The following is a 17,778-nucleotide window of genomic DNA, read 5'->3' as shown; positions in this document are numbered from 1 at the left end:
CTAAGCAGGGAAAACTCCACGATGAGGAGATGAGGACAGCCTAAGAACGCCGATTCGGGCGGCCAAGGGCTTGACATTGCGCGTTCGCGCGAATCCGTTGCTTGTCTCAGCCCATCAAGGGCGATTCGTTGCGCGCCTCCGGCACCGAGGCGCCCGGCGGTGTGTCGATGAGCCGCGACAGCACGATCGCGCTCTTGGTCCGCACCACGAACGTCTCCGCCGCGATGCGCTCGATCACCCGCTCCACGTGCCGCACGTCGGTGGCCCTGATGTGCAGCAGCGCGTCGGCCTCGCCGGTGATCGTGGCCGCCGCCACCACTTCCGGGAACTTCGCCACCGCCAGCGCGATGTCCGACGGCTTGGTCTTGCCCTGGCAGAACAGCTCGACGTACGCCTCCGTCGTCCAGCCCAGCGCCTGCGGCGCCACCCGCGCGCTGAACCCGGTGATCGCCCCCGCCTGCCGCAACCGGTCGACCCTGCGCTTGACCGCCGAGGCGCTCAGCCCGACCCGGTGGCCGATCTCGGCGTAGGTCTGGCGGGCGTCATCCACGAGCGCCGCGATGATGTCACGATCGAGCCGGTCCAGTTCCACGCGCTCTGTATACCTCCTGGCCAGGCTGGCGCGCGACGAGGGGGCGCGGGAGACTGGGCCGGCTGATCGTTGATTGGAAGGTATCCGCAGAAATGAGCACCGCAAGCTTCCCCGAGGGCTTCGAGTGGGGAGTGTCGACGTCGGCCTTCCAGATCGAGGGGGCCACGAACATCGACGGCCGAGGCCCGTCGATCTGGGACACCTTCTCCGTGGACCGGGTGGAGACATGCGACCACTACCACCGCTATCCGGAGGACGTCCGGTTGATGCGGGAGCTGGATCTCGGCTCCTACCGGTTCTCGATGAGCTGGCCGCGGATCTTCCCCGACGGCGGCGGCGAACCCAACGCGGCCGGGCTGGACTTCTACGACCGGCTGGTGGACGAGCTGGTCGGCGCCGGCATCAAGCCGTACGCGACGCTCTATCACTGGGATCTGCCGCAGGCGCTGGAGGATCGCGGCGGCTGGCCGTCGCGTGACACGGCGCTGCGCTTCGCCGACTACGCCGCCGCCGTGCACCAGCGGCTGGGCGACCGGGTGCGCACCTGGTTCACGCTGAACGAGCCGTGGGTGGCCGCCTTCCTCGGCCACGGCGCCGGCATCCACGCGCCCGGCCGCACGTCGGCCGCCGAGGCGTTCGCCGCCGCCCACCACATGTTGCTCGGCCACGGCCTGGCCGTGCGGGCGCTGCGCGAGGCGGGCGCCGCCGAGGTGGGCGTCGTGCTCAACATCTCGCCCGTCATGACGCCCGCCCAGGTGAGCGACCCCGGCCGGCGGGCGTCGGAGGAGGACGCGGCGGCCGTCGCCAGGATCGACACGCTGGTCAACCGGCAGTTCCTGGAGCCCGTGCTGCGCGGGGCGTACCCGGAGGAGCTGCTGCCGGTCATCGAGCGGCACGGCGGGCTCGGCCACGTCCACGACGGCGACCTGGAGATCATCGGGCAGCCCATCGACCTGCTCGGCGTCAACTACTACGCGCCGCTCGTCGTGCAGGCCCAGCCCAGCGAGCCCGCCGACCCCGCCTACCCGGGCAGCGACGGCGTGCTGTTCTGCACGGTGCCCACCGCCGTGACCGCCATGGGCTGGCCCATCGTGCCCGGCTGCCTGTCGCAGCTGCTGGGCCGGCTCACCCGCGAGTACCCCGGGCTCGAACTCATGATCACCGAGAACGGCGCCGACTTCGTCGACGTGGTGACCGGCGACGGCATCCACGACGTCGATCGCATCAGCTTCATCGAGGAGCACCTGCGCGCCCTGCGCGCCGCGCTCGACGCGGGCGCCAACGTACGCGGCTACCTCGCCTGGACGCTGCTCGACAACCTCGAATGGGTGGACGGCTACCAGCGCAAGTTCGGCCTCGTGCACGTCGACTTCGCCACCCAGCGGCGGCGCCTCAAGGACAGCGCCCTGTGGTACCGCGACGTCGTACGTCGCAACGGCCTGGCCGAGACCCCGCCCAAGCGCCCCACCCTGGAGACCGTGGCGGCCCGCGCCGGCGTCTCCCGCGCCACCGTCTCCCGCGTCGTCAACGGCGAGTCGTCGGTGAGCCCCGAGGTCAGGACCACCGTCATGCGGGCCGTCAACGAGCTCGGCTACGTGCCCAACCTGGCCGCCCGCAGCCTCGTCACCCGCAGGACCAACGCGGTCGCGCTCGTGCTGTCGGTGCCCAGGCAGGGCGGCGGCGACGCGCTGACCGCCGCCGTCGTCCAATACGTCACCAGCCTGCTCGAAGGCGCCGGCAAGCAGATCACGCTCATGCTCGCCGACACCGCCGAGAGCCACCGGCGCATCGTCGCCCACGTGGAGGCGCGGCTGGCCGACGGCGTCGTGCTGCTGCCGCCCGACCGGGCCGACACGCTGGCCGAGCGGCTGTCCCGCACCGGGGTGCCGGTCGTGCTGCTCGGCAAGCCGGAGATCGCGTCGCTGGTGCCGTACGTGGACGTGGACAACGCGGGCGGCGCGGCGGCGGCCACCGAGCACCTGCTGGAGCGGGGGCGGCGGCGCGTCGGCATGGTGTGCGGGCCGATGGACCTGGTGACCGTCCAGGACCGGCTGGCCGGGCACCGGGCGGCGCTGCGACGGGCGGGCCTGCAGCCGCACCTGGCGCCCGCCGACGACCTCACCAGGGCCGCGGGCGCCGATGCGATGCGGCGGCTGCTCGCCGACGACCCCGCGCTCGACGCCGTGTTCGCCGCCACCGACCAGCTCGGCATCGGCGCCATGCGGGCGCTGCGCGAGGCGGGGCGGCGGGTGCCGGACGACGTGGCGGTGGTGGGCTTCGACGACATCGACGCCGCCTCGGCCACCACGCCCGCGCTCACCACCGTCCGGGTGCCGGTCGCCGACCAGGCGCTGGCGCTGGCCCGGCTGCTGCTGTCGCGGCTGGAGGGCCGCCACACCACCTCGGTCGTGCTGCCCGCCCGGCTCGTCGTGCGCGGGTCGGCCTAGATCTGCCGCTCGAACAGCTCGGGGAAGACCTTCGACACCTTCGCCAGCAGGTACTCGCCGTACGTGCCGGTGAAGTCGACCTGGCCGTCCCAGCGGCGGCCCGGCGCGTACGGCAGGGGCGGCACCTCGCTGTCCCAGCCCGGGTCGAAGAAGAACGGGAAGCTGAGTCGCTCGTTGCCGCTGCGGTTGCGCACGCGGTGCGGCGTCGAGCGGTAGCGGCCGCCGGTGAGCTTGTCGAGCATGTCGCCGATGTTGCACACGAACGTGCCCTCCAGCGGCGGCGCCTCCACCCAGCCCGATCGCGTGTGCACCTGGAGGCCGCCGTTGGCGTCCTGGAGGAGGAGGGTGAGCAGGCCGTAGTCGGTGTGCTCGCCGACGCCCCACGTGTCGGCGTCGTCCGGCGGGCCAGGCGGGTAGTGGAAGATCCGGAACAGGATGGTCGGGTCGGCCGTGTAGCCCGTACGGAAGTAGCCCTCGTCCAGCCCCAGGCTGAGCGCGACGCCCGCCATGACCGCCTGCCCGACCTCCGTCATCCTGCCCAGGTAGTCCAGCACCGCCGCGCGCAGCTCGGGCACCTGGGCGGGGAACAGGTTGGGGCCGTGCAGCGGGCGCGGCCCTGGCGGCTCCTCGGCGCCGAAGTAGACGCCCTCCTTCAGGTCGGGCCGGCCCGAGGTCAGCTCGCCGCCGACCGGGAAGAAGCCGCGCCAGGCCCGGCCGCCGCGCTCCATCGCGATCTCCTGCTTGACCTCGTCGGGCAGCGCGAAGAAACGCCTGGCGGCGGCGTCGAGCCGGTCGATCAGCTCGGCGGGCACGCCGTGACCGCGGATGTAGAAGAACCCGCTGTCGCGGCAGGCCGCGCCGATCGCCTCGGCCACGGCCGCCTTGCCCGCTACGTTGCCCGCTACGTTGCCCGCTACGTTGCCCGCTTCGTTGCCCGCTTCGTTGCCGGGGCCTCCAGAGACGAGCGGGGACACGTCGATGATCGGCAAATCGCTCACGCGGCTCATTGTTCCCCCATTTCGCCCATCGGCGACGGCATCGAGGGCCCGGGATTTAGCATCGGAGTCAGCACCCCTCGTGCCCGCTGGGGAGGACCCATGCGTCCCATCCGCCGCAACCGCCGCGCCGGTTCCCGCGTGCCCGACCAGCCCGGTGACGAGGTCACCCGCATCGCGCCCGCCGTGGCGTACGAGGGCGACCTCTACCGCATGCCCGACTGGGCGCAGCGCCGCCGCGCAGAACGCGAGCTGGGCCGCGCCCACGCCGCCGACGGCCAGATCGACACGCTCACCCTGCAGACCGGCAGCGTGCCGCGCTTCCACGAGCTGGAGGACGAGCGGCTGGCCGAGCTGGCCGCCATCGAGGAGCGCACGGAGCAGGAGATCCAGCGGGCGCGGGCCGAGTTCGAGGGGCAGAAGATCCGCCTCGCGGAGTCGCAGCGGACCTTCGGCGAGGCCAGGCAGGCCCTGGACGAGACCCGGCGCCAGGTCGCCGAGCTGGAGCAGCCCAGCCGCCGCCCCGGCGACGGCCGGCCCAGCTCGATCGCGATCTCCGGCAGCCGCTGGCCGGTCGTCCGCCGCTGGCTGCCCGCCGCGCTCCTGCTGCTGCTCCTGCTGATCGTCGAGGTTCCGATCCTCTACCAGGTCATCCTGAGCTGGGGCGACAGCGTCGCGATGACCGCGCTGCTCGCCGCGGGCGCCGCCCTGATCATGCTGGTGGCCCCCCACATGTACGGCCGCGCGTTCCGTTCCTGGCAGGAGCACGGAAGCCCGGCCAAGGGCCGCTGGCTGCTCGTCCTCGCCGCGCTCGTGTGGCTCGGCCTCATCGTCGCCGTCGCCGTGCTGCGCCGCGACGCGCTCGTCCGGCCGCTGGTCGTGGACGGCGAGCAGATCGGGCCTGCCTCGGAGGGCGTCGGGTCGTTGCCCACCATGACCCTGCTGCTGGCCCTGCTGGTGGCCACCGCGCTCATCGCCGCCGACCTCGGCCGCCGCATGCACAACCCCAACGACCGGCGGCTGTGGGAGCTGCGGGCCAAGCGCGACGCCGAGGCCGCGGCGTGCGCCGCCGCGCAGGCCGCCTACCAGCGGGACGCGAGTTACGCCGAGAGCATCGCCCAATACCTGCAAGGGGCCGAGCGGCGGCGGGACGGGCGGTTACGCCGGCTCGACAGCGGCTTCGACAGCCTGGCCACGGCGTACCTGGGCGGCGTCGTGGAGGGGCTGCGGGACCCGGAGGCGGCGAGCTGGGCAGAACGGATCATCGCCCGCCGCCGCACCGCCTGACGGCCGCTGGGGCCCTGCCCGGGGCCCCAGCGGCTGCGGTCAGGACGTCGAGAACGTGAGCCAGTTGACGTTGACGAAGTCGGCCGGCTGCCCGGAGGAGAAGGTCAGGTACACGGTGTGCGTGCCCGTCACCCCCGAGATGTTGGCGGGGATCGTCCGCCAGCTCTGCCAGCCGCCCGTGTTGGCCAGGGCGAAGTCACCGATGGGCGGCGCCGTGGGGCTGTCCAGCCTGACCTGGACGAGCCCGCTCACCCCCGCCGCCGCGCCCGACGCCACCCTGGCCTTGAACTGGGTGGCGGGCGTCGAGCCGAACTTCACGCCGTCGTAGCGCAGCCAGTCGCCGTTGGCGATGGCGCCGACGTTCTGGCCGCCGCCCGAGTCGGTGGTGGTCTCCACGATCGTGCCCGACTGGGCCGAGTAGCGCTCGGCCTGGATGGTCGAGCGGGCGTCGACGTCGCCGGGCGGGTCGGTCGGCGGGTCGGTCGGGTCGGTGCCGCCGCCACCGCTCTGCCAGACCGCCACGTAGTCGACCACCATCGGCCGGCCCGGCACGGTGGCCGCGGTCGGCGTCTGGCCGCCGAGCGCGTTCGGGAACGCGCCGCCCATCGCCACGTTGAGCAGCAGGAAGTAGCCGGCGTGGCCGGTCATGTTGTTCCACGTGGTCGCGTCGAACCTGGACTGGCTCAGGCTGTGGAACAGCTGGCCGTCCACGTACCAGCGGAGCTGGTTGGGCGAGACGCTGCGGTCCCACTCGAAGCGGAAGGTGTGGAAGGCCGACTGGCAGGTCGAGCCGGGGCAGGCGCGGCTGGCGCTCAGGCCGTTGGTCTCCTCGCACGGGCCGCCGGGGTTGACGCCGCAGTGGAGCACGCCCCAGACGGAGTTGAGCCCGTTGACGTTCTCCATGATGTCGAACTCGCCGATGGCCGGCCAGTTCCAGTAGTTACCCCGGTACGGGGCCCCGAGCGCCCAGAACGCCGGCCAGTAGCCGAGGGCGGCCTGACCGGTCACGTTCGGCATCTGCAGGCGGCTCTCGATGCGCAGGATGCGGCCGTCGGCGGGCTTGAAGTCGGCGCGCCTGGTCTCGATGCGGGCGGAGGTCCACTCGCCCGACGAGCTGCGCAGCGGGGTGATGCGCAGGTTGCCTGAGCCGTCGAGGCTGAGGTTGGCGGTGCTGTCGGTGTAGCGCTGGATCTCGCCCGTTCCCCAGTTGCCGGGGCCGCCAGGGTAGCCGTGGCCGGTGTCGATGATCCAGTTGCTGGAGGAGGGAAGGGTGCTGGCCGGGCCGTTGAAGTCGTCCGCCCAGACCAGCGACCAGCCGGACGGGGTGGCGGGGACGGAGGCCGATGCGCTGGTGGCCACCTGGACGAGCAGGCCGCCGAGTGCGGCCAGCGCCGCGGCGACCGCCGCCAGGCGGCGCCTGTGCCTGTTCACACGGGTCATCATCGCTCCATGGGGGGTGCGGAGGGACGTGAGAGAGCGCTCTCTCCGCAGTGTGGACGCTGGGCTTACCTGCTGTCAACATTCCGCACGCCCTTCCTGACTCCCTTGTGAAAAGCGCCTGGGCTGACGTGCGGAGAGCGCTCTCGCAGGCTCAGAGCAGGTCGACCGTGGCCGCGCCCGCCGCCTCGAACGACTCCCGCCAGAACCCCTCCAGCAGCGGGAACCGGTCGGGGCTCGACGTCTTCGCGCGCAGGAAGCCGTGCACCACCACCGAGTATCCGGACATGTCGGGCAGCAGCCCGCCGTCCCGCAGCTCCTTGATCTTCTGCTGGCGGCCGTCCTCGCTCAGGTTCAGGCGGTTGACGTCCAGCTCGCCCCGGTTGTCGATCAGGTCGCTGAACACGATGACCTGGTGCGGCCGGTCCGGCTGCCGCCGCGCGTCGAGCTGCTTGACCAGGTAACGGAGGGCGCCCAGCACGTCGGAGCCATCGCCCTCCGTGGGGCAGTCGAACAGCGCCACCGCCCTCGGCAGCACCTCCCGCATCCTGTGCTGCCTGACCCGCTCCTCCACCACCGGGTTGTCGTTGGGGTTCTCCGCCCGGGTGGCCGCCAGGGAGACCGGGCCCTGGCGGCACGTGCTGCTCTCCGAGCTGCCGGTCACCGCCGCGAACCCGATCCAGTCGCACCCGCCGGCGAAGGCGGGGAGCTTCGAGGTGACGTCGTTCCTGGACGTGGCGGGGTCGGCGTACGTGGTGGAGTCCACGATCGCCCCGCACACCGCGCGGGGCTCCGTCCCGCACCCCGCCACCACCCCACCCGCCAGCACCAGCCCGCTGAGCGCGGCCACCGCCCTCCGCACTCCCGCCATCAGCCACTGTCCTCAGGGGTCTCGGGCGGGGGAGTCAGCTCGGGGGGCGGGACCCCGGCGTGCCAGGCCTCGATGCGCTCCTCGACCTCGCGCAGGATCCGCCCGATCTCCTCGCGCCCCGCCACCGCCGCCTCCCCGGCCCCGGTCATGGCGACGACCTCGCCCTTCCACAGGGGCGGGATCTCCTCCTTGCGCGGATGAGCGCGTAACACCCCGCTCTTGTACGCCGCGATCAGCAGCTCGGCCCTGGCGTGCACCGCCTCCACCTCGTGGTCCCGCTCGATCAGCGCGCTCTCCCACTCCTGCGTGAGGTGCTCGATGCGGGCGCGGGCCCGCTGCACGGCGGCCTCCGACCCCTCGACGACCGCGCGCCGCCGCGCCTCCTCCCGCCGCGCCCTGGCCTCGGCGATCGAGATGAACGGGTCGGGGTCGTCGGGCGCCGGCAGGGCGTGCCCGTTGGGCGGCGGCGGCCGGGTGCCGGACCTGCCCAGCTCGCGCAGGATCGTCTCCCGCTCGCCCAGCGCCCGCTCCAGCAGCGCCGTACGCGTGGCCGCCAGCCGCCGGTCCACCAGCGTGACCTCCTCGCGGGCCTGAGCCCTGACCTCGGAGACGTACGCGGGCTGGAACTCCGGGTCGGTGAACTCGCCGAGAGGGTGCAGGAGCGCGTCCCGCATCCCGCGGCGGCGCGCCTCCTCCCGCTCGGCCGGCGGATCGTGCCGCCTGAACAGCCGTGGCAAGAACGCCATCCGCCTCTCCCAGGCCCGAGGTGCTCCTCAACCCAGCCTAAGTGGCCGAAAGGCCCGCGTGACAGGAAAAAGCCGCGGCGCCGCACCCGTGGGGTACGGCGCCGCGGCGGGAGCTGCGGTCGGGCGTCGGGTCAGCCCTTCTCCGCCTCTCCCGTGGCCTGCTCGAGGGCGTCTTCAGGGGAGGCCTCCAGGTCCTGCTCAGCGTCGGCACTGGCCTGGGCGGACGCCTTGTCCAGGCGCACCCAGCTCGTCACGCTCTCGACGGCGAACAGCACGAACAGGTACGCCGTCAGCACCGCGAGCACCGGCGTCACCGCACCGAACGCCGCACCGACACCGATGATGGCCAGCCGCAGCTCCCAGCCGAGACCGGCGCGGAAGACCCAGGCGGGCGGCCAGATGCTCTGCCGGGTGCGGTAGACGGTGTCGTAGGTGTGGTAGCCGACGACGTAGACCAGCACGAACAGCAGCCACTTCGGCGCGTCCGCGGCCAGGCCGATCGCGATGATGGTGAAGAACTCGGCGCCGCGCACCAGCGGCGGGGTGAGCCAGTCGAAGCGGCCCAGGTGGTCGCGCGACGTCGTGGGCAGCACGAGCAGCAGCACGACGGCCACGGGCAGCAGGAGGATGGGGCCCGGCTCCAGCAGCCCGGCGACCGTGATGGCGACCACGGCGAGCAGGGCGACGAGCGTGGTGGGCACGGGTGGCAGGCCGGCCCCGATCCGGGTGGACAGGGCGTGGGCGAGCGGGCCGTCGTCCCGATAGGCGACGAGCCGGGCGGTCTGGATGCGGCGGCGCTCCTCGTCGGGATCCGGCGTGGGGGTGGCCATGGCCTGCGGGTGGGTGATCATACGAGCGACCTCATGAGGCGTCCGGTGAGGGTGTAGGCGGCGGCGACGCAACCCCAGATCACCAGCGTGATGAAGGTGATCCGGGCGTCGAAGAGGGCGGCGGTGATCGCGATGGCCGCGAAACGCTCGCCGATGGGGAAGACGATCATCTTACGCGCCCAGTGGACAGCGCGGTACTTGCCCGCCTTCGTCCACATCTTGAGCATGCCTCGGACACCCTGGCTCCGCTCCACCTTACGGGTGCTGAGCGCCTGCCGCAGCTCGCGGTCGTCGGCGGAGTCGAGGGGGATCGAGGGGAGGGGGGACGGCGGCTTGCGGCGGCGGGCGGCGCCGAAGGAGAAGTCGAGCAGGTGGCGTACGGACTGCAGGCCGATCGCCGCGAGCGCGAGAATCCAGATCTCGTCGCCGTGGCCGGAGACCACCCAGCCGATGGCCAGGCCGGCGAAGACGACGTATTCCTTGAACCGGTCGAACGTGGCGTCCAGCCATGCCCCCAGCACGCCGAACTTGCGGGCGTAACGGGCGACCTGGCCGTCGACGCAGTCGAAGACGAAGGCGAAGTAGATCAGCACGCCGCCCGCCACCATCCAGGGCCGGTCGCCGGTCGCGAAACAGGCGGCGGCCGCCACGCCGAGCGCGATGGAGATCAGCGTGACCTGGTTGGGGGTCAGGCCGCGCCGGGCGGCCCAGCGGGCGATGTAGCGGGAGTAGGTGGAGACGAAGTACGTGGTGAAGAAGCCGTCGGCGCCCTTGACCGCGTTGTTGAGCCTGGAGCGGTCTTCGTCCATGCCGGCCATCTCGGCGCCGGCCTCGTTGATCTCCTCCTGGGTGGTGACCCGGCGGTAGAACAGGTCGCGGCGGCCGCGGATGCCGACCGACACGCCGTTGCGTACGAGGCCGAAGACGATGAGCTGCATCAGGTCGTCGTCGGCACCGAAGCGGTGCGCCATGTCGGCGAGCTCGCGGCACGTCTGCGCGAGCACCGGCGCGTTGCGCGCGCTGATGTGCAGCGGGCCGAGCACCACGCCGTTGGGCCTGGTCACCGCGTGGTTGGCGGTGCCGACCGAGACGACGCGCGACTTGCCGATGCGCACCCGCACCGGCAGCCCTTCGACGCGGTTGAGCCCGATCTCCGGCTCGGCCTCGTCGATGGGGATGCGGTCTCCGGGACCCTCGTCCTCGGTGACGGGCTCCTCCGGCCCGGTCTCCTCCTGGCCGTTGTCCTCCGTCACCCCCGTACGCGGCTCTTTCGCGACGAGCGCCAGCGCACCGCGCTTGGACTTGGTGATCTGGTAGATCAGCTCGTCGTGGACGACAGAGTTCTCCGGGATGAGGAACAGGCTCTCCGTTGCTGACTCGGCGACGTCGGCCACGGCGCGCAGAGCGGCGGCCACATCGCCCGTCTGGACCGTCGCGAAACGCGGGTCCATTGATGAGAGCTGGCCGCGCAGGCGCTCGGCGACGGTGGGATTACCGGGCAGCGCGGCCAGCCTCAGGCCGGTCGGAGAGATGTCGGGGCCGGGCGAAGCACCCAGCAGGACCACGCGGGTCATGACTCCCTTTCGAGGCGGTAGCGGGGGGTTGAACAACGGGTAATGCGGGGACAGGCGTCAAAGTCTAGTGAGAGTGACGCAAAGTCGCGTCACCAGAGCATGACCGTAACGTCTCGTCCGTCGGTATACAGGTCGGCCGTAAGATGTGCGAGTGAGTCTCTACCGTGACGAAGGCGTGGTTCTACGCACTCAGAAGCTCGGTGAGGCCGACCGCATCGTCACCATCCTGGCCAAGCGCACCGGCAAGATCCGCGCGGTGGCGAAGGGGGTCCGTCGCACGACCTCACGCTTCGGGGCAAGGCTGGAGCCGTTCACGCACGTCGACCTGCAGCTTCACACCGGACGCACGCTCGACGTCATCACCCAGGCGGAGACGATCAGACCCTACGGAGAGGCGCTGGCCGTCGACTACCCCCGCTACACCGCCGGCAGCGCGATGCTCGAGACCGCCGACCGGCTGACGCAGGGGGAGAAGGAGCCGGCGCTGCGGCAGTTCCTGCTGCTCGTGGGCGGGTTGCGCACCCTCGCCGACCGCGGGCACGAGGCCCGGCTGGTGCTCGACGCCTACTTCCTGCGCTCCCTGGCCGTGGCCGGCTACGCGCCCGCCCTCGACGCGTGCGCCAAATGCCAGGCGCCCGCGATCAGGGCGTTCGCCATCGTCGCAGGTGGCGTGGTGTGCGGAGGCTGCAAGCCGGCCGGCGCCGTGGTGCCCGCCGGTGAGACCATCGGGCTCATGACGGCGCTGCTGCGCGGCGACTGGGCCACCGCCGACGCTTCGGAGTCACGCCATCGCAGCGAGTGCAGCGGCCTGGTCGCCGCCTATCTGCAATGGCACCTCGAACACGGAATACGCTCTCTCCGACACGTCGAAAGGGAGCCCGCGTGAACGTACGACCACCGTCCCCGCACCCGTCGGGGGCGACCCCGCCGCCCATTCCGCGAGAGCTGGTGCCCCAGCACGTCGCCATCATCATGGACGGCAACGGCCGCTGGGCCAAGGCCCGTGGACTGCCCCGCACCGAAGGCCACAAGGCGGGCGAATCCTCGCTCTTCGACGTCATCGAAGGGGCCCTTGAGCTGGGCATCCCCTACCTGAGCGCCTACGCGTTCTCCACCGAGAACTGGAAGCGCTCGCCCGACGAGGTGCGCTTCCTCATGGGCTTCAACCGCGACGTCATCAGGCGGCGGCGCGACGAGCTGCACGCCATGGGCGTACGCGTGCGGTGGGCCGGCCGGCCGGGCCGGCTGTGGAAGAGCGTCATCTCGGAGCTCCAGGCCGCCGAGGAGATGACGACGGCCAACCGCAAGCTCACATTGCAATTCTGTGTCAATTACGGCGGGCAGGCCGAGATCGTCGACGCGGCACTGAAGCTGGCCGCCGACATCGCCGCCGGCCGCGTCAAGCCCGGCAAGGTCAATGAGAAGGTCTTCGCCCGCTACCTCGACGAGCCGGAGATCCCGCCGGTCGACCTGTTCATACGGTCGTCGGGCGAGCAGCGCTTCTCCAACTTCCTGCTCTGGCAGTCGGCCTACGCCGAGATGGTCTTCCTCGACCGCCTCTGGCCCGACTTCGACCGCCGCGACCTGTGGGAAGCCTGCGAAATCTTCGCCAAGCGCGATCGCCGCTACGGCGGCGCCCTCCCCAACCCGGTCTGACCTCGGAGCCCTTGAGGGCGGCCTTCCGTCCCGCCGCCCTCCAGACGAGCTCAGGCCCGCCGATCACAGCTGCGCCTGATTCGGCGGCACACGCGGGCTCCTGCCACGGCTCTCATGAGGTGGAGAGGACGGTTCTCGGAGGGCTGGCGCCGATGGCCGGTGGCGCCGGATGGGGTGACGCGAGCCCCGGCGGTGCGGGCCGAGGTGGCGGGGGTGGGCTGGGCCACGCCGGGCAGCCAGTCGACGGACACGCCGCACAGGTCGGCGATGCGCGCGAGGTCGAGCGAGGTGAACCTGCGGACGCCCGACGACGACTTGGACACCTTCGGGGCGTCCAGCCCCGCTTTCCAGGCGCAACGAGCGGCTCGTTCGCGGGTTCGAGCGTGGTTCGAGTACGGGTCAGGCGCGGCGGCGGGCGCGGTAGGCGGCTACGTGCATGCGGTTGCCGCAGGTGCGGCTGTCGCAGTAGACGCGGGAGCGGTTGCGGGACTCGTCGACGAAGACGCGGTCGCAGTCGGGGGCCGAGCAGGTGCGCAGGCGTTCGGCCTCGCCTTCGACCAGCAGGTGCGCCAGGGCGACGCCGCAGTCGGCGGCCACGTGTTCGGCGAGGCTGGCGTCGGCGGCGAAGTAGTGGACGTGCAGCGGGTGGCCGTCGTGCTCGGTGAGGCGGGGCGTGATGCGGGTCTCGGCGAGCAGGGCGTTGAGGGTGCGTACGGCCGTGGGCTGGTCGGGGGCGGTGAAGACACGGTGGAACGCCTCCCGCACCATGCGGACCTGGCCGAGGTCGCGGGCGGTGATCTTGTCGATGCCGCTGACTTGGCGTGACTCCACGAACGCCTGGAGGTCGTCCAGGCCGGCCAGTCCTTCGTCGCCTCCGGTGGAAGGCGAGGTGTTGACCAGCTCGACGACGGTGGCCAATGCATGCACCATGTCATGGCCAAACGGCATGTTGACTCCTGTCCGCGCCGGGATCTAGCGTGGTCGCAGCGTATCTCCTATACGGGACTTCGGGGGTTTCGGTGAGCGCACATCGCCGTATCGTGCTGATCGCGATCGCCGGAGCGCTCATCATCTCCACCTCGGCCCCCTTGGTCCGGCTGTCCGAGGTGTCGCCCGCCACCTCGGCGGTGTTCCGCTGCGCGTACGCCGTACCTCCGCTGCTGTTCCTCGCCTGGCGCGAACGGCGCAGGCTGGGGCCCCTGCCGCGCAGGGCGTTGCCCGCGGCGTGGGCGGCGGGCGTGGCGTTCGCGTTCGACCTGCTGTTCTGGCACCACGCGATCGACTACGTGGGGGCGGGCCTCGCGACCGTGCTGGGCAACCTGCAGGTGTTCCTGGTGGCGTTCGCGGCGTGGGGGCTGTTCGGTGAGCGGCCGTCCACCCGCCTCATGCTCGGTACGCCGGTCGTCTTCACCGGCGTCGTGCTGATCTCCGGGGTGTTCGACAGCGCCGCCTACGGCAGCGACCCGCTCAAGGGGGTGCTGGCGGGGCTGGCGACGTCCGTGTCGTACGCCGTGTTCCTGCTGCTGATGAAGGGCGGCGGGGGCGATCGCGCGGCCGGGCCGCTGGCGCACGCGACCGTGGTGGCCACCGTCGTCATGGCGGTGCTGAGCCCGCTGTTCGGCGGCGCCGACCTGGTGCCCACCTGGCCGGGTCACTGGTGGCTGCTGCTGCTCGCGCTGGGGCCGCAGGTGCTCGGGTGGTCGCTGATCACGTACTCGCTGCCGCGCCAGCCCGCCGCGCTGACCGCGCTGCTGCTGCTCATCCAGCCCATGACGACGGTGGCGATCGGCGCGCTCGCGCTGGGCGAGCGGCCGTCGGTGCTGCAGCTCGCCGGGTGCGCGGTGATCGTGCTGGGTGTCCTGTACGGCTCCCGTCGCACCCCGTCACCCGAGCAGGCCGGGGAACCGGGTCAAGCGACCGGGCGGCCGGGTGCGGACGCGGTACGGGAACCGGACGCGAGGCCGGAACCGGACGCGGTGCCGGTGCGGGCGGCCGAGGAGCCGGGCGCGGGGCCGGTCAGCTCGACCTGACCGCCGTCGAGCAGCCCGCGCAGGTGCCGAACACCTCGACCGTGTGCGTGATCTCGGTGAAGCCGTGCTCGCTGCCCACCATCTCCGCCCACCGCTCGACGGCGGGCCCCGCCACCTCGACCGTGCGCCCGCAGCGGCGGCACACCAGATGGTGGTGGTGGGTGTCGGTGGCGCAGGCGCGGTAGACGGACTCGCCGTCGTCGGTGCGCAGCACGTCGACCTGGCCGCCGTCGGCCAGGGCCTGGAGCGCGCGGTAGACGGTCGTCAGCCCGATCTTGGCGCCGTGCAGGCGCATCTCGGCATAGACGTCCTGCGCGCTGCGGAACCCCTCGCTCCTGCGCAGGGTGTCATGCACGGCATCGCGCCTCGTCGTCATGCGACCTCCTCGATGCGCAGCTTTGGCCGCTCGCTCAATGTCGACTCCTGGGTACGCCCTCGACGTACGAATTTACCGACCCCGAGCGCCAGGACGAAGCCGGCGAGCGCAAGAAGCACGATCGCGGCCCCCGGCGGCACCTTGGCGGAGTAGGTGGAGGCGAGCAGGCCGCCCACGGAGGCGAGCACCCCGAACAGCATGGCCAGCCCCATCGTGGTACGGAACCCGCGGGTGAGCTGCTGGCTGGTGGCCACGGGGATCACCATGAGGGCGCTGACGAGCAGCAGGCCGACCACGCGCATGGCGATGACCACGGTGAGCGCGGCGGTGACGGCGATGAGCAGGCTCAGGAACCGTACGGGCAGGCCGCTGGCCTTGGCCATCTCCTCGTCCTGGCAGAGCACGAACAGCTCCCTGCCGAAGATCAGGACGACCGCGAGCACGGCCACGGCGAGCGCGGCGACCACCCAGATGTCCTCGACGGTGACGCTGGCGATGGCGCCGAACAGGTAGGAGTTGAGCTTGGCGTTGCTGCCGCCGGGCGCGATGGCCATGAGCATGACGCCGCCCGCGATGCCGCCGTAGAACATCAGCGCCAGCGCCACGTCGCCGCTGGTGCGCCCGCGCGCCCTGACCAGCTCGATGGCCACGGCGCCGGCGATGGACACGAGAACGGCGGTGAGCACGGGCGCGCTGCCGGTCAGGAACCCCAGCGCGACGCCGGTCAGCGCGATGTGGCCGACGCCGTCGCCGAGCAGCGCCAGCCTGCGCTGCACGATGAACGTGCCCACGGCGGGCGCGCAGAGCCCGACCAGCAGCGCCGCGATGAGCGCGAGCTGGAAGAGCTGTTCCTGCAGAAGTTCGAAGATCACCTTGGTTCCCCTTGCCACCCGGTCAGCGGGCCGCCGACGGGTTCGGCGGCGTGCGGGTGCTGGTGCTCGTGTCCCGGCCGCGCGCACTCGCCCTCGGGCCGGGGCGGCCGCCCGTCGTGGGCGACGCGGCCCTCGCGGATCACCACGCCGCGCGTGATGATCGGCTCCAGCGGGCCCAGCTCGTGGGCCACCAGGACGACCGTCTTGCCCTCGCGGACCAGCCCGCCCAGGGTGTCGGCGAGCAGCTGCTGGGTGTCGGCGTCCACGCCGGCGGTGGGTTCGTCCATCACGTACGTGTCGGGCTCCCCGGCCAGCGCGCGGGCGATGAGCACCCGCTGCTGCTGGCCCCCCGACAGCGACTGGACGGGGTCGCCGGCCCGGTCCGCCAGGCGCACGGCCTCGAGGGCGCTCGCCACGGCCGCCTTGTCGGCCGCGCTCGTCCTGCGCAGGCGGCGCTGCCTGGCGACGCGGCCGGAGGCGACCACCTCGCGGACGGTCGCGGGCACGCCGCCGCCCACCTGGAGGCGCTGCGGCACGTAGCCGATGCGCCACCAGTCGCGGAACCTGGCCGGCGGGGTGCCGTACATCAAGGTCGTGCCGCCGGTCAGCGGCGTGAGGCCGAGCAGCGCGCGGACCAGCGTCGACTTGCCCGAGCCGTTGGCGCCGAGCAGGGCCACGACCTCCCCGGGACAGACGGTCAGGTCGATCCCTCGAAGGACGGGCTTGCCATCGAAGGTGACCCGGCCGCCGGTCATCGCGAAGGCCGTTTCCGTCATGACGTACACCCCAGTGCTGTTTGTAGGGTTTTGAGGTTATCGCGCATGGCTGAGACGAAGTCGCCCGAGGGCTTGCTCTCCAGCGGGTCGAGCACCGCCGTCTTGGCGCCGACCTGGCTCGCCAGCACCTCGGCCACCTTCGGGCTGACCAGGGACTCGGTGAAGATGGTGGTGACGCCCTCCGCCTTGGCCAGCTTGCCGACCTCCGACAGGCGGGTGGGGGAAGGCTCGGTCTCGGGGTCGAGCGTGATGCCGACCTGCTTGAGCCCGTAGCGGTCGGCGAGGTAGCCGAACGCCTCGTGCGCGGTCACCATCGTCTTGGTGCGGCACGCGCCGAGGCCCTTGGAGAACTCCTGGTCGAGGGTGCCCAGCGTGGCGGCCGTCTTGGCGGCGCGGTCCTTGTAGCCCTGGGCGTGCGCGGGGTCGGCGGTGGCGAGCCGCTCCCCGAGCTTGGTGGCGACGGTGGCCAGGCGGGCGGGGTCGAGCCAGATGTGCGGGTCGTACGCGACCTCGTGGTCGTGCTCTTCCCCGGCGTGCTCCTCCTCGTGCTCACCCGCGGGGATCGTCTGGACGGCCGTGGCGGCGTCGAAGCTCGTCTCCGGGTCCACGGCGTCGTCCACGGCGGGCTGGATGCCCTTGATGTAGACGGTGAGTGCGGCGTTCTTCAGCTGGGTGACCTGCTGGATGCCCAGCTCCAGGTCGTGCGGCTCGACGCCGGGGGCGGTCAGCACGCTCACCTGGGTGTCGGATCCTCCGATCTGCTCGCTCAGCCACTGCAGCGGGTAGAAGGCGGCGATCACTTCGGGCTTGCCGCCCTCGGACCCGGCGGAGGTGTCCGCCGTACCGGAACCGCAGGCAGTGGTGGTGAGCAGCGCGGCTGTGGCCAGCAGGCCGACAGTCCACGACCGGGAAAATCCTGACATCATGTGAGTCAGTATGCGCCAAAATGAAAATGGTTGTCAAAATCCCCCGAGTCGGGACGCTTCAGGGGGTGACGGCCTGGCTGGCGCCATCCGGCGACTTCCCCACCGCACGTGGTGCGGTCCCTTTGAGAAGGAAGGGAAGTGACCCCGCGAGGGAGCCGCCGTCGCCTGGAGGAGCGGCGGGAGCGGAGCGACCAGAGCGGGGGAAGGCGGTGGCGTCAGGGGCGACCGAGCCCGCCGCACGGAGTGCGGCAATGAGACAGGTGGGATGCCGCCGTCGCCTGGAGGAGCGGCGGGAGCGGAGCGACCAGAGCGGGGGAAGGCGGTGGCGTCAGGGGCGACCGAGCCCGCCGCACGGAGTGCGGC

At 72.0% G+C, this 17,778-nt stretch carries 18 protein-coding genes; 5 read left to right on the top strand and 13 right to left on the bottom strand.

The features are described from left to right. Positions 1-106 precede the first annotated feature (106 nt). Entirely contained in the window at positions 107-592 is a 486-nt protein-coding gene (locus AB0K28_RS32865) for an Lrp/AsnC family transcriptional regulator (RefSeq protein ID WP_345399260.1), read from the bottom strand. Positions 593-684: 92 nt separating this feature from the next. Here AB0K28_RS32865 and AB0K28_RS32860 point away from each other — a divergent pair, with 92 nt between their 5' ends. Then, entirely contained in the window at positions 685-3,039 is a 2,355-nt protein-coding gene (locus AB0K28_RS32860) for a GH1 family beta-glucosidase (RefSeq protein ID WP_364377638.1), read from the top strand. On the opposite strand, the gene AB0K28_RS32855 is transcribed toward AB0K28_RS32860, so the two are convergent. Then, positions 3,036-4,037 (bottom strand): 2-oxoglutarate and iron-dependent oxygenase domain-containing protein, encoded by a 1,002-nt coding sequence (locus AB0K28_RS32855; RefSeq protein WP_364377636.1) that lies wholly within the window; start codon positions 4,035-4,037, stop codon positions 3,036-3,038. The genes AB0K28_RS32860 and AB0K28_RS32855 overlap by 4 nt on opposite strands. 99 nt (positions 4,038-4,136) lie before the next feature. On the opposite strand from AB0K28_RS32855, the gene AB0K28_RS32850 reads away from it, so the two are divergent. Continuing rightward, a complete protein-coding gene (locus AB0K28_RS32850; RefSeq protein ID WP_364377634.1) occupies positions 4,137-5,321 on the top strand; it encodes a hypothetical protein in 1,185 nt (394 codons plus the stop codon). A gap of 39 nt (positions 5,322-5,360) precedes the next feature. Here the strand turns inward: AB0K28_RS32850 and AB0K28_RS32845 are convergent, their stop codons facing one another. The 5 genes from AB0K28_RS32845 to AB0K28_RS32825 all read right to left on the bottom strand — a co-directional run bounded on the left by AB0K28_RS32845 (position 5,361) and on the right by AB0K28_RS32825 (position 10,779). After that, positions 5,361-6,752, bottom strand: coding sequence for a glycoside hydrolase family 16 protein (locus AB0K28_RS32845; RefSeq protein WP_364377632.1), 1,392 nt, complete (start codon positions 6,750-6,752; stop codon positions 5,361-5,363). Positions 6,753-6,912: 160 nt separating this feature from the next. Then, positions 6,913-7,629 (bottom strand): vWA domain-containing protein, encoded by a 717-nt coding sequence (locus tag AB0K28_RS32840; protein ID WP_345399275.1) that lies wholly within the window; start codon positions 7,627-7,629, stop codon positions 6,913-6,915. Further along, positions 7,629-8,375 (bottom strand): hypothetical protein, encoded by a 747-nt coding sequence (locus tag AB0K28_RS32835; RefSeq protein WP_364377630.1) that lies wholly within the window; start codon positions 8,373-8,375, stop codon positions 7,629-7,631. The genes AB0K28_RS32840 and AB0K28_RS32835 overlap by 1 nt, the downstream gene beginning before the upstream one ends. Positions 8,376-8,506: 131 nt before the next feature. After that, complete coding sequence (locus AB0K28_RS32830; protein WP_364377628.1) at positions 8,507-9,226, bottom strand: DUF5941 domain-containing protein; 720 nt, start codon at positions 9,224-9,226, stop codon at positions 8,507-8,509. Next, complete coding sequence (locus AB0K28_RS32825; RefSeq protein ID WP_364377626.1) at positions 9,223-10,779, bottom strand: CDP-alcohol phosphatidyltransferase family protein; 1,557 nt, start codon at positions 10,777-10,779, stop codon at positions 9,223-9,225. Before AB0K28_RS32825 ends, AB0K28_RS32830 begins: the two co-directional genes overlap by 4 nt. A gap of 151 nt (positions 10,780-10,930) precedes the next feature. Between AB0K28_RS32825 and recO the strand changes: the two genes are divergently transcribed. Both recO and AB0K28_RS32815 read left to right on the top strand, forming a co-directional pair. After that, positions 10,931-11,665, top strand: coding sequence for a DNA repair protein RecO (gene recO / locus AB0K28_RS32820; protein WP_345399287.1), 735 nt, complete (start codon positions 10,931-10,933; stop codon positions 11,663-11,665). Further along, positions 11,608-12,435: an isoprenyl transferase gene (locus tag AB0K28_RS32815; RefSeq protein ID WP_364377623.1), complete on the top strand. Its 828-nt coding sequence runs from the start codon at positions 11,608-11,610 to the stop codon at positions 12,433-12,435. Before recO ends, AB0K28_RS32815 begins: the two co-directional genes overlap by 58 nt. A gap of 50 nt (positions 12,436-12,485) precedes the next feature. Here the strand turns inward: AB0K28_RS32815 and AB0K28_RS32810 are convergent, their stop codons facing one another. Together AB0K28_RS32810 and AB0K28_RS32805 are read right to left on the bottom strand one after the other, a co-directional pair. Further along, the gene (locus AB0K28_RS32810) at positions 12,486-12,758 is read right to left on the bottom strand and encodes a hypothetical protein (protein ID WP_364377621.1); all 273 of its coding nucleotides are present in this window, start codon (positions 12,756-12,758) and stop codon (positions 12,486-12,488) included. 76 nt (positions 12,759-12,834) lie between these two features. Next, positions 12,835-13,383, bottom strand: a complete 549-nt coding sequence (locus AB0K28_RS32805; RefSeq protein ID WP_364377619.1) for a CGNR zinc finger domain-containing protein — start codon at positions 13,381-13,383, stop codon at positions 12,835-12,837. A gap of 71 nt (positions 13,384-13,454) precedes the next feature. Here AB0K28_RS32805 and AB0K28_RS32800 point away from each other — a divergent pair, with 71 nt between their 5' ends. Then, a complete protein-coding gene (locus tag AB0K28_RS32800) occupies positions 13,455-14,465 on the top strand; it encodes a DMT family transporter (protein ID WP_364377617.1) in 1,011 nt (336 codons plus the stop codon). Here AB0K28_RS32800 and AB0K28_RS32795 read toward each other — a convergent pair. Genes AB0K28_RS32795 through AB0K28_RS32780 form a run of 4 tightly spaced genes read right to left on the bottom strand, consistent with a single transcriptional unit; the run spans position 14,452 to position 17,415 of the window. After that, on the bottom strand, positions 14,452-14,841 hold the full coding sequence (locus AB0K28_RS32795; RefSeq protein WP_345399302.1) for a transcriptional repressor: 390 nt from the start codon (positions 14,839-14,841) through the stop codon (positions 14,452-14,454). The genes AB0K28_RS32800 and AB0K28_RS32795 overlap by 14 nt on opposite strands. After that, the gene (locus tag AB0K28_RS32790; protein WP_364377846.1) at positions 14,838-15,710 is read right to left on the bottom strand and encodes a metal ABC transporter permease; all 873 of its coding nucleotides are present in this window, start codon (positions 15,708-15,710) and stop codon (positions 14,838-14,840) included. The genes AB0K28_RS32795 and AB0K28_RS32790 overlap by 4 nt, the downstream gene beginning before the upstream one ends. Next, on the bottom strand, positions 15,710-16,489 hold the full coding sequence (locus tag AB0K28_RS32785; protein WP_345409624.1) for a metal ABC transporter ATP-binding protein: 780 nt from the start codon (positions 16,487-16,489) through the stop codon (positions 15,710-15,712). The genes AB0K28_RS32790 and AB0K28_RS32785 overlap by 1 nt, the downstream gene beginning before the upstream one ends. Continuing rightward, positions 16,486-17,415 (bottom strand): metal ABC transporter substrate-binding protein, encoded by a 930-nt coding sequence (locus tag AB0K28_RS32780; RefSeq protein ID WP_364377614.1) that lies wholly within the window; start codon positions 17,413-17,415, stop codon positions 16,486-16,488. The genes AB0K28_RS32785 and AB0K28_RS32780 overlap by 4 nt, the downstream gene beginning before the upstream one ends. Between the last annotated feature and the right edge of the window lie 363 nt (positions 17,416-17,778).

Origin of the sequence: Nonomuraea sp. NPDC049504, assembly GCF_040676845.1 — a bacterium.
GTDB classification, from domain to species: domain Bacteria; phylum Actinomycetota; class Actinomycetes; order Streptosporangiales; family Streptosporangiaceae; genus Nonomuraea; species Nonomuraea salmonea.
The sequence above is the reverse complement of the archived record's forward strand: the minus strand, read 5'-3'. Positions and strand labels throughout refer to the sequence as shown.

What these genes read in the sequence shown, in the direction of transcription:
- AB0K28_RS32785 (WP_345409624.1), bottom strand. Translation starts at nt 16,489, where the DNA reads ATGACGGAAACGGCCTTCGCGATGACCGGCGGCCGGGTCACCTTCGAT.
- AB0K28_RS32780 (WP_364377614.1), bottom strand. Translation starts at nt 17,415, where the DNA reads ATGATGTCAGGATTTTCCCGGTCGTGGACTGTCGGCCTGCTGGCCACA.
- AB0K28_RS32830 (WP_364377628.1), bottom strand. Translation starts at nt 9,226, where the DNA reads ATGATCACCCACCCGCAGGCCATGGCCACCCCCACGCCGGATCCCGAC.
- AB0K28_RS32825 (WP_364377626.1), bottom strand. Translation starts at nt 10,779, where the DNA reads ATGACCCGCGTGGTCCTGCTGGGTGCTTCGCCCGGCCCCGACATCTCT.
- AB0K28_RS32850 (WP_364377634.1), top strand. Translation starts at nt 4,137, where the DNA reads ATGCGTCCCATCCGCCGCAACCGCCGCGCCGGTTCCCGCGTGCCCGAC.
- AB0K28_RS32860 (WP_364377638.1), top strand. Translation starts at nt 685, where the DNA reads ATGAGCACCGCAAGCTTCCCCGAGGGCTTCGAGTGGGGAGTGTCGACG.
- AB0K28_RS32815 (WP_364377623.1), top strand. Translation starts at nt 11,608, where the DNA reads ATGGCACCTCGAACACGGAATACGCTCTCTCCGACACGTCGAAAGGGA.
- AB0K28_RS32835 (WP_364377630.1), bottom strand. Translation starts at nt 8,375, where the DNA reads ATGGCGTTCTTGCCACGGCTGTTCAGGCGGCACGATCCGCCGGCCGAG.
- AB0K28_RS32840 (WP_345399275.1), bottom strand. Translation starts at nt 7,629, where the DNA reads ATGGCGGGAGTGCGGAGGGCGGTGGCCGCGCTCAGCGGGCTGGTGCTG.
- AB0K28_RS32795 (WP_345399302.1), bottom strand. Translation starts at nt 14,841, where the DNA reads ATGACGACGAGGCGCGATGCCGTGCATGACACCCTGCGCAGGAGCGAG.
- AB0K28_RS32805 (WP_364377619.1), bottom strand. Translation starts at nt 13,383, where the DNA reads ATGCCGTTTGGCCATGACATGGTGCATGCATTGGCCACCGTCGTCGAG.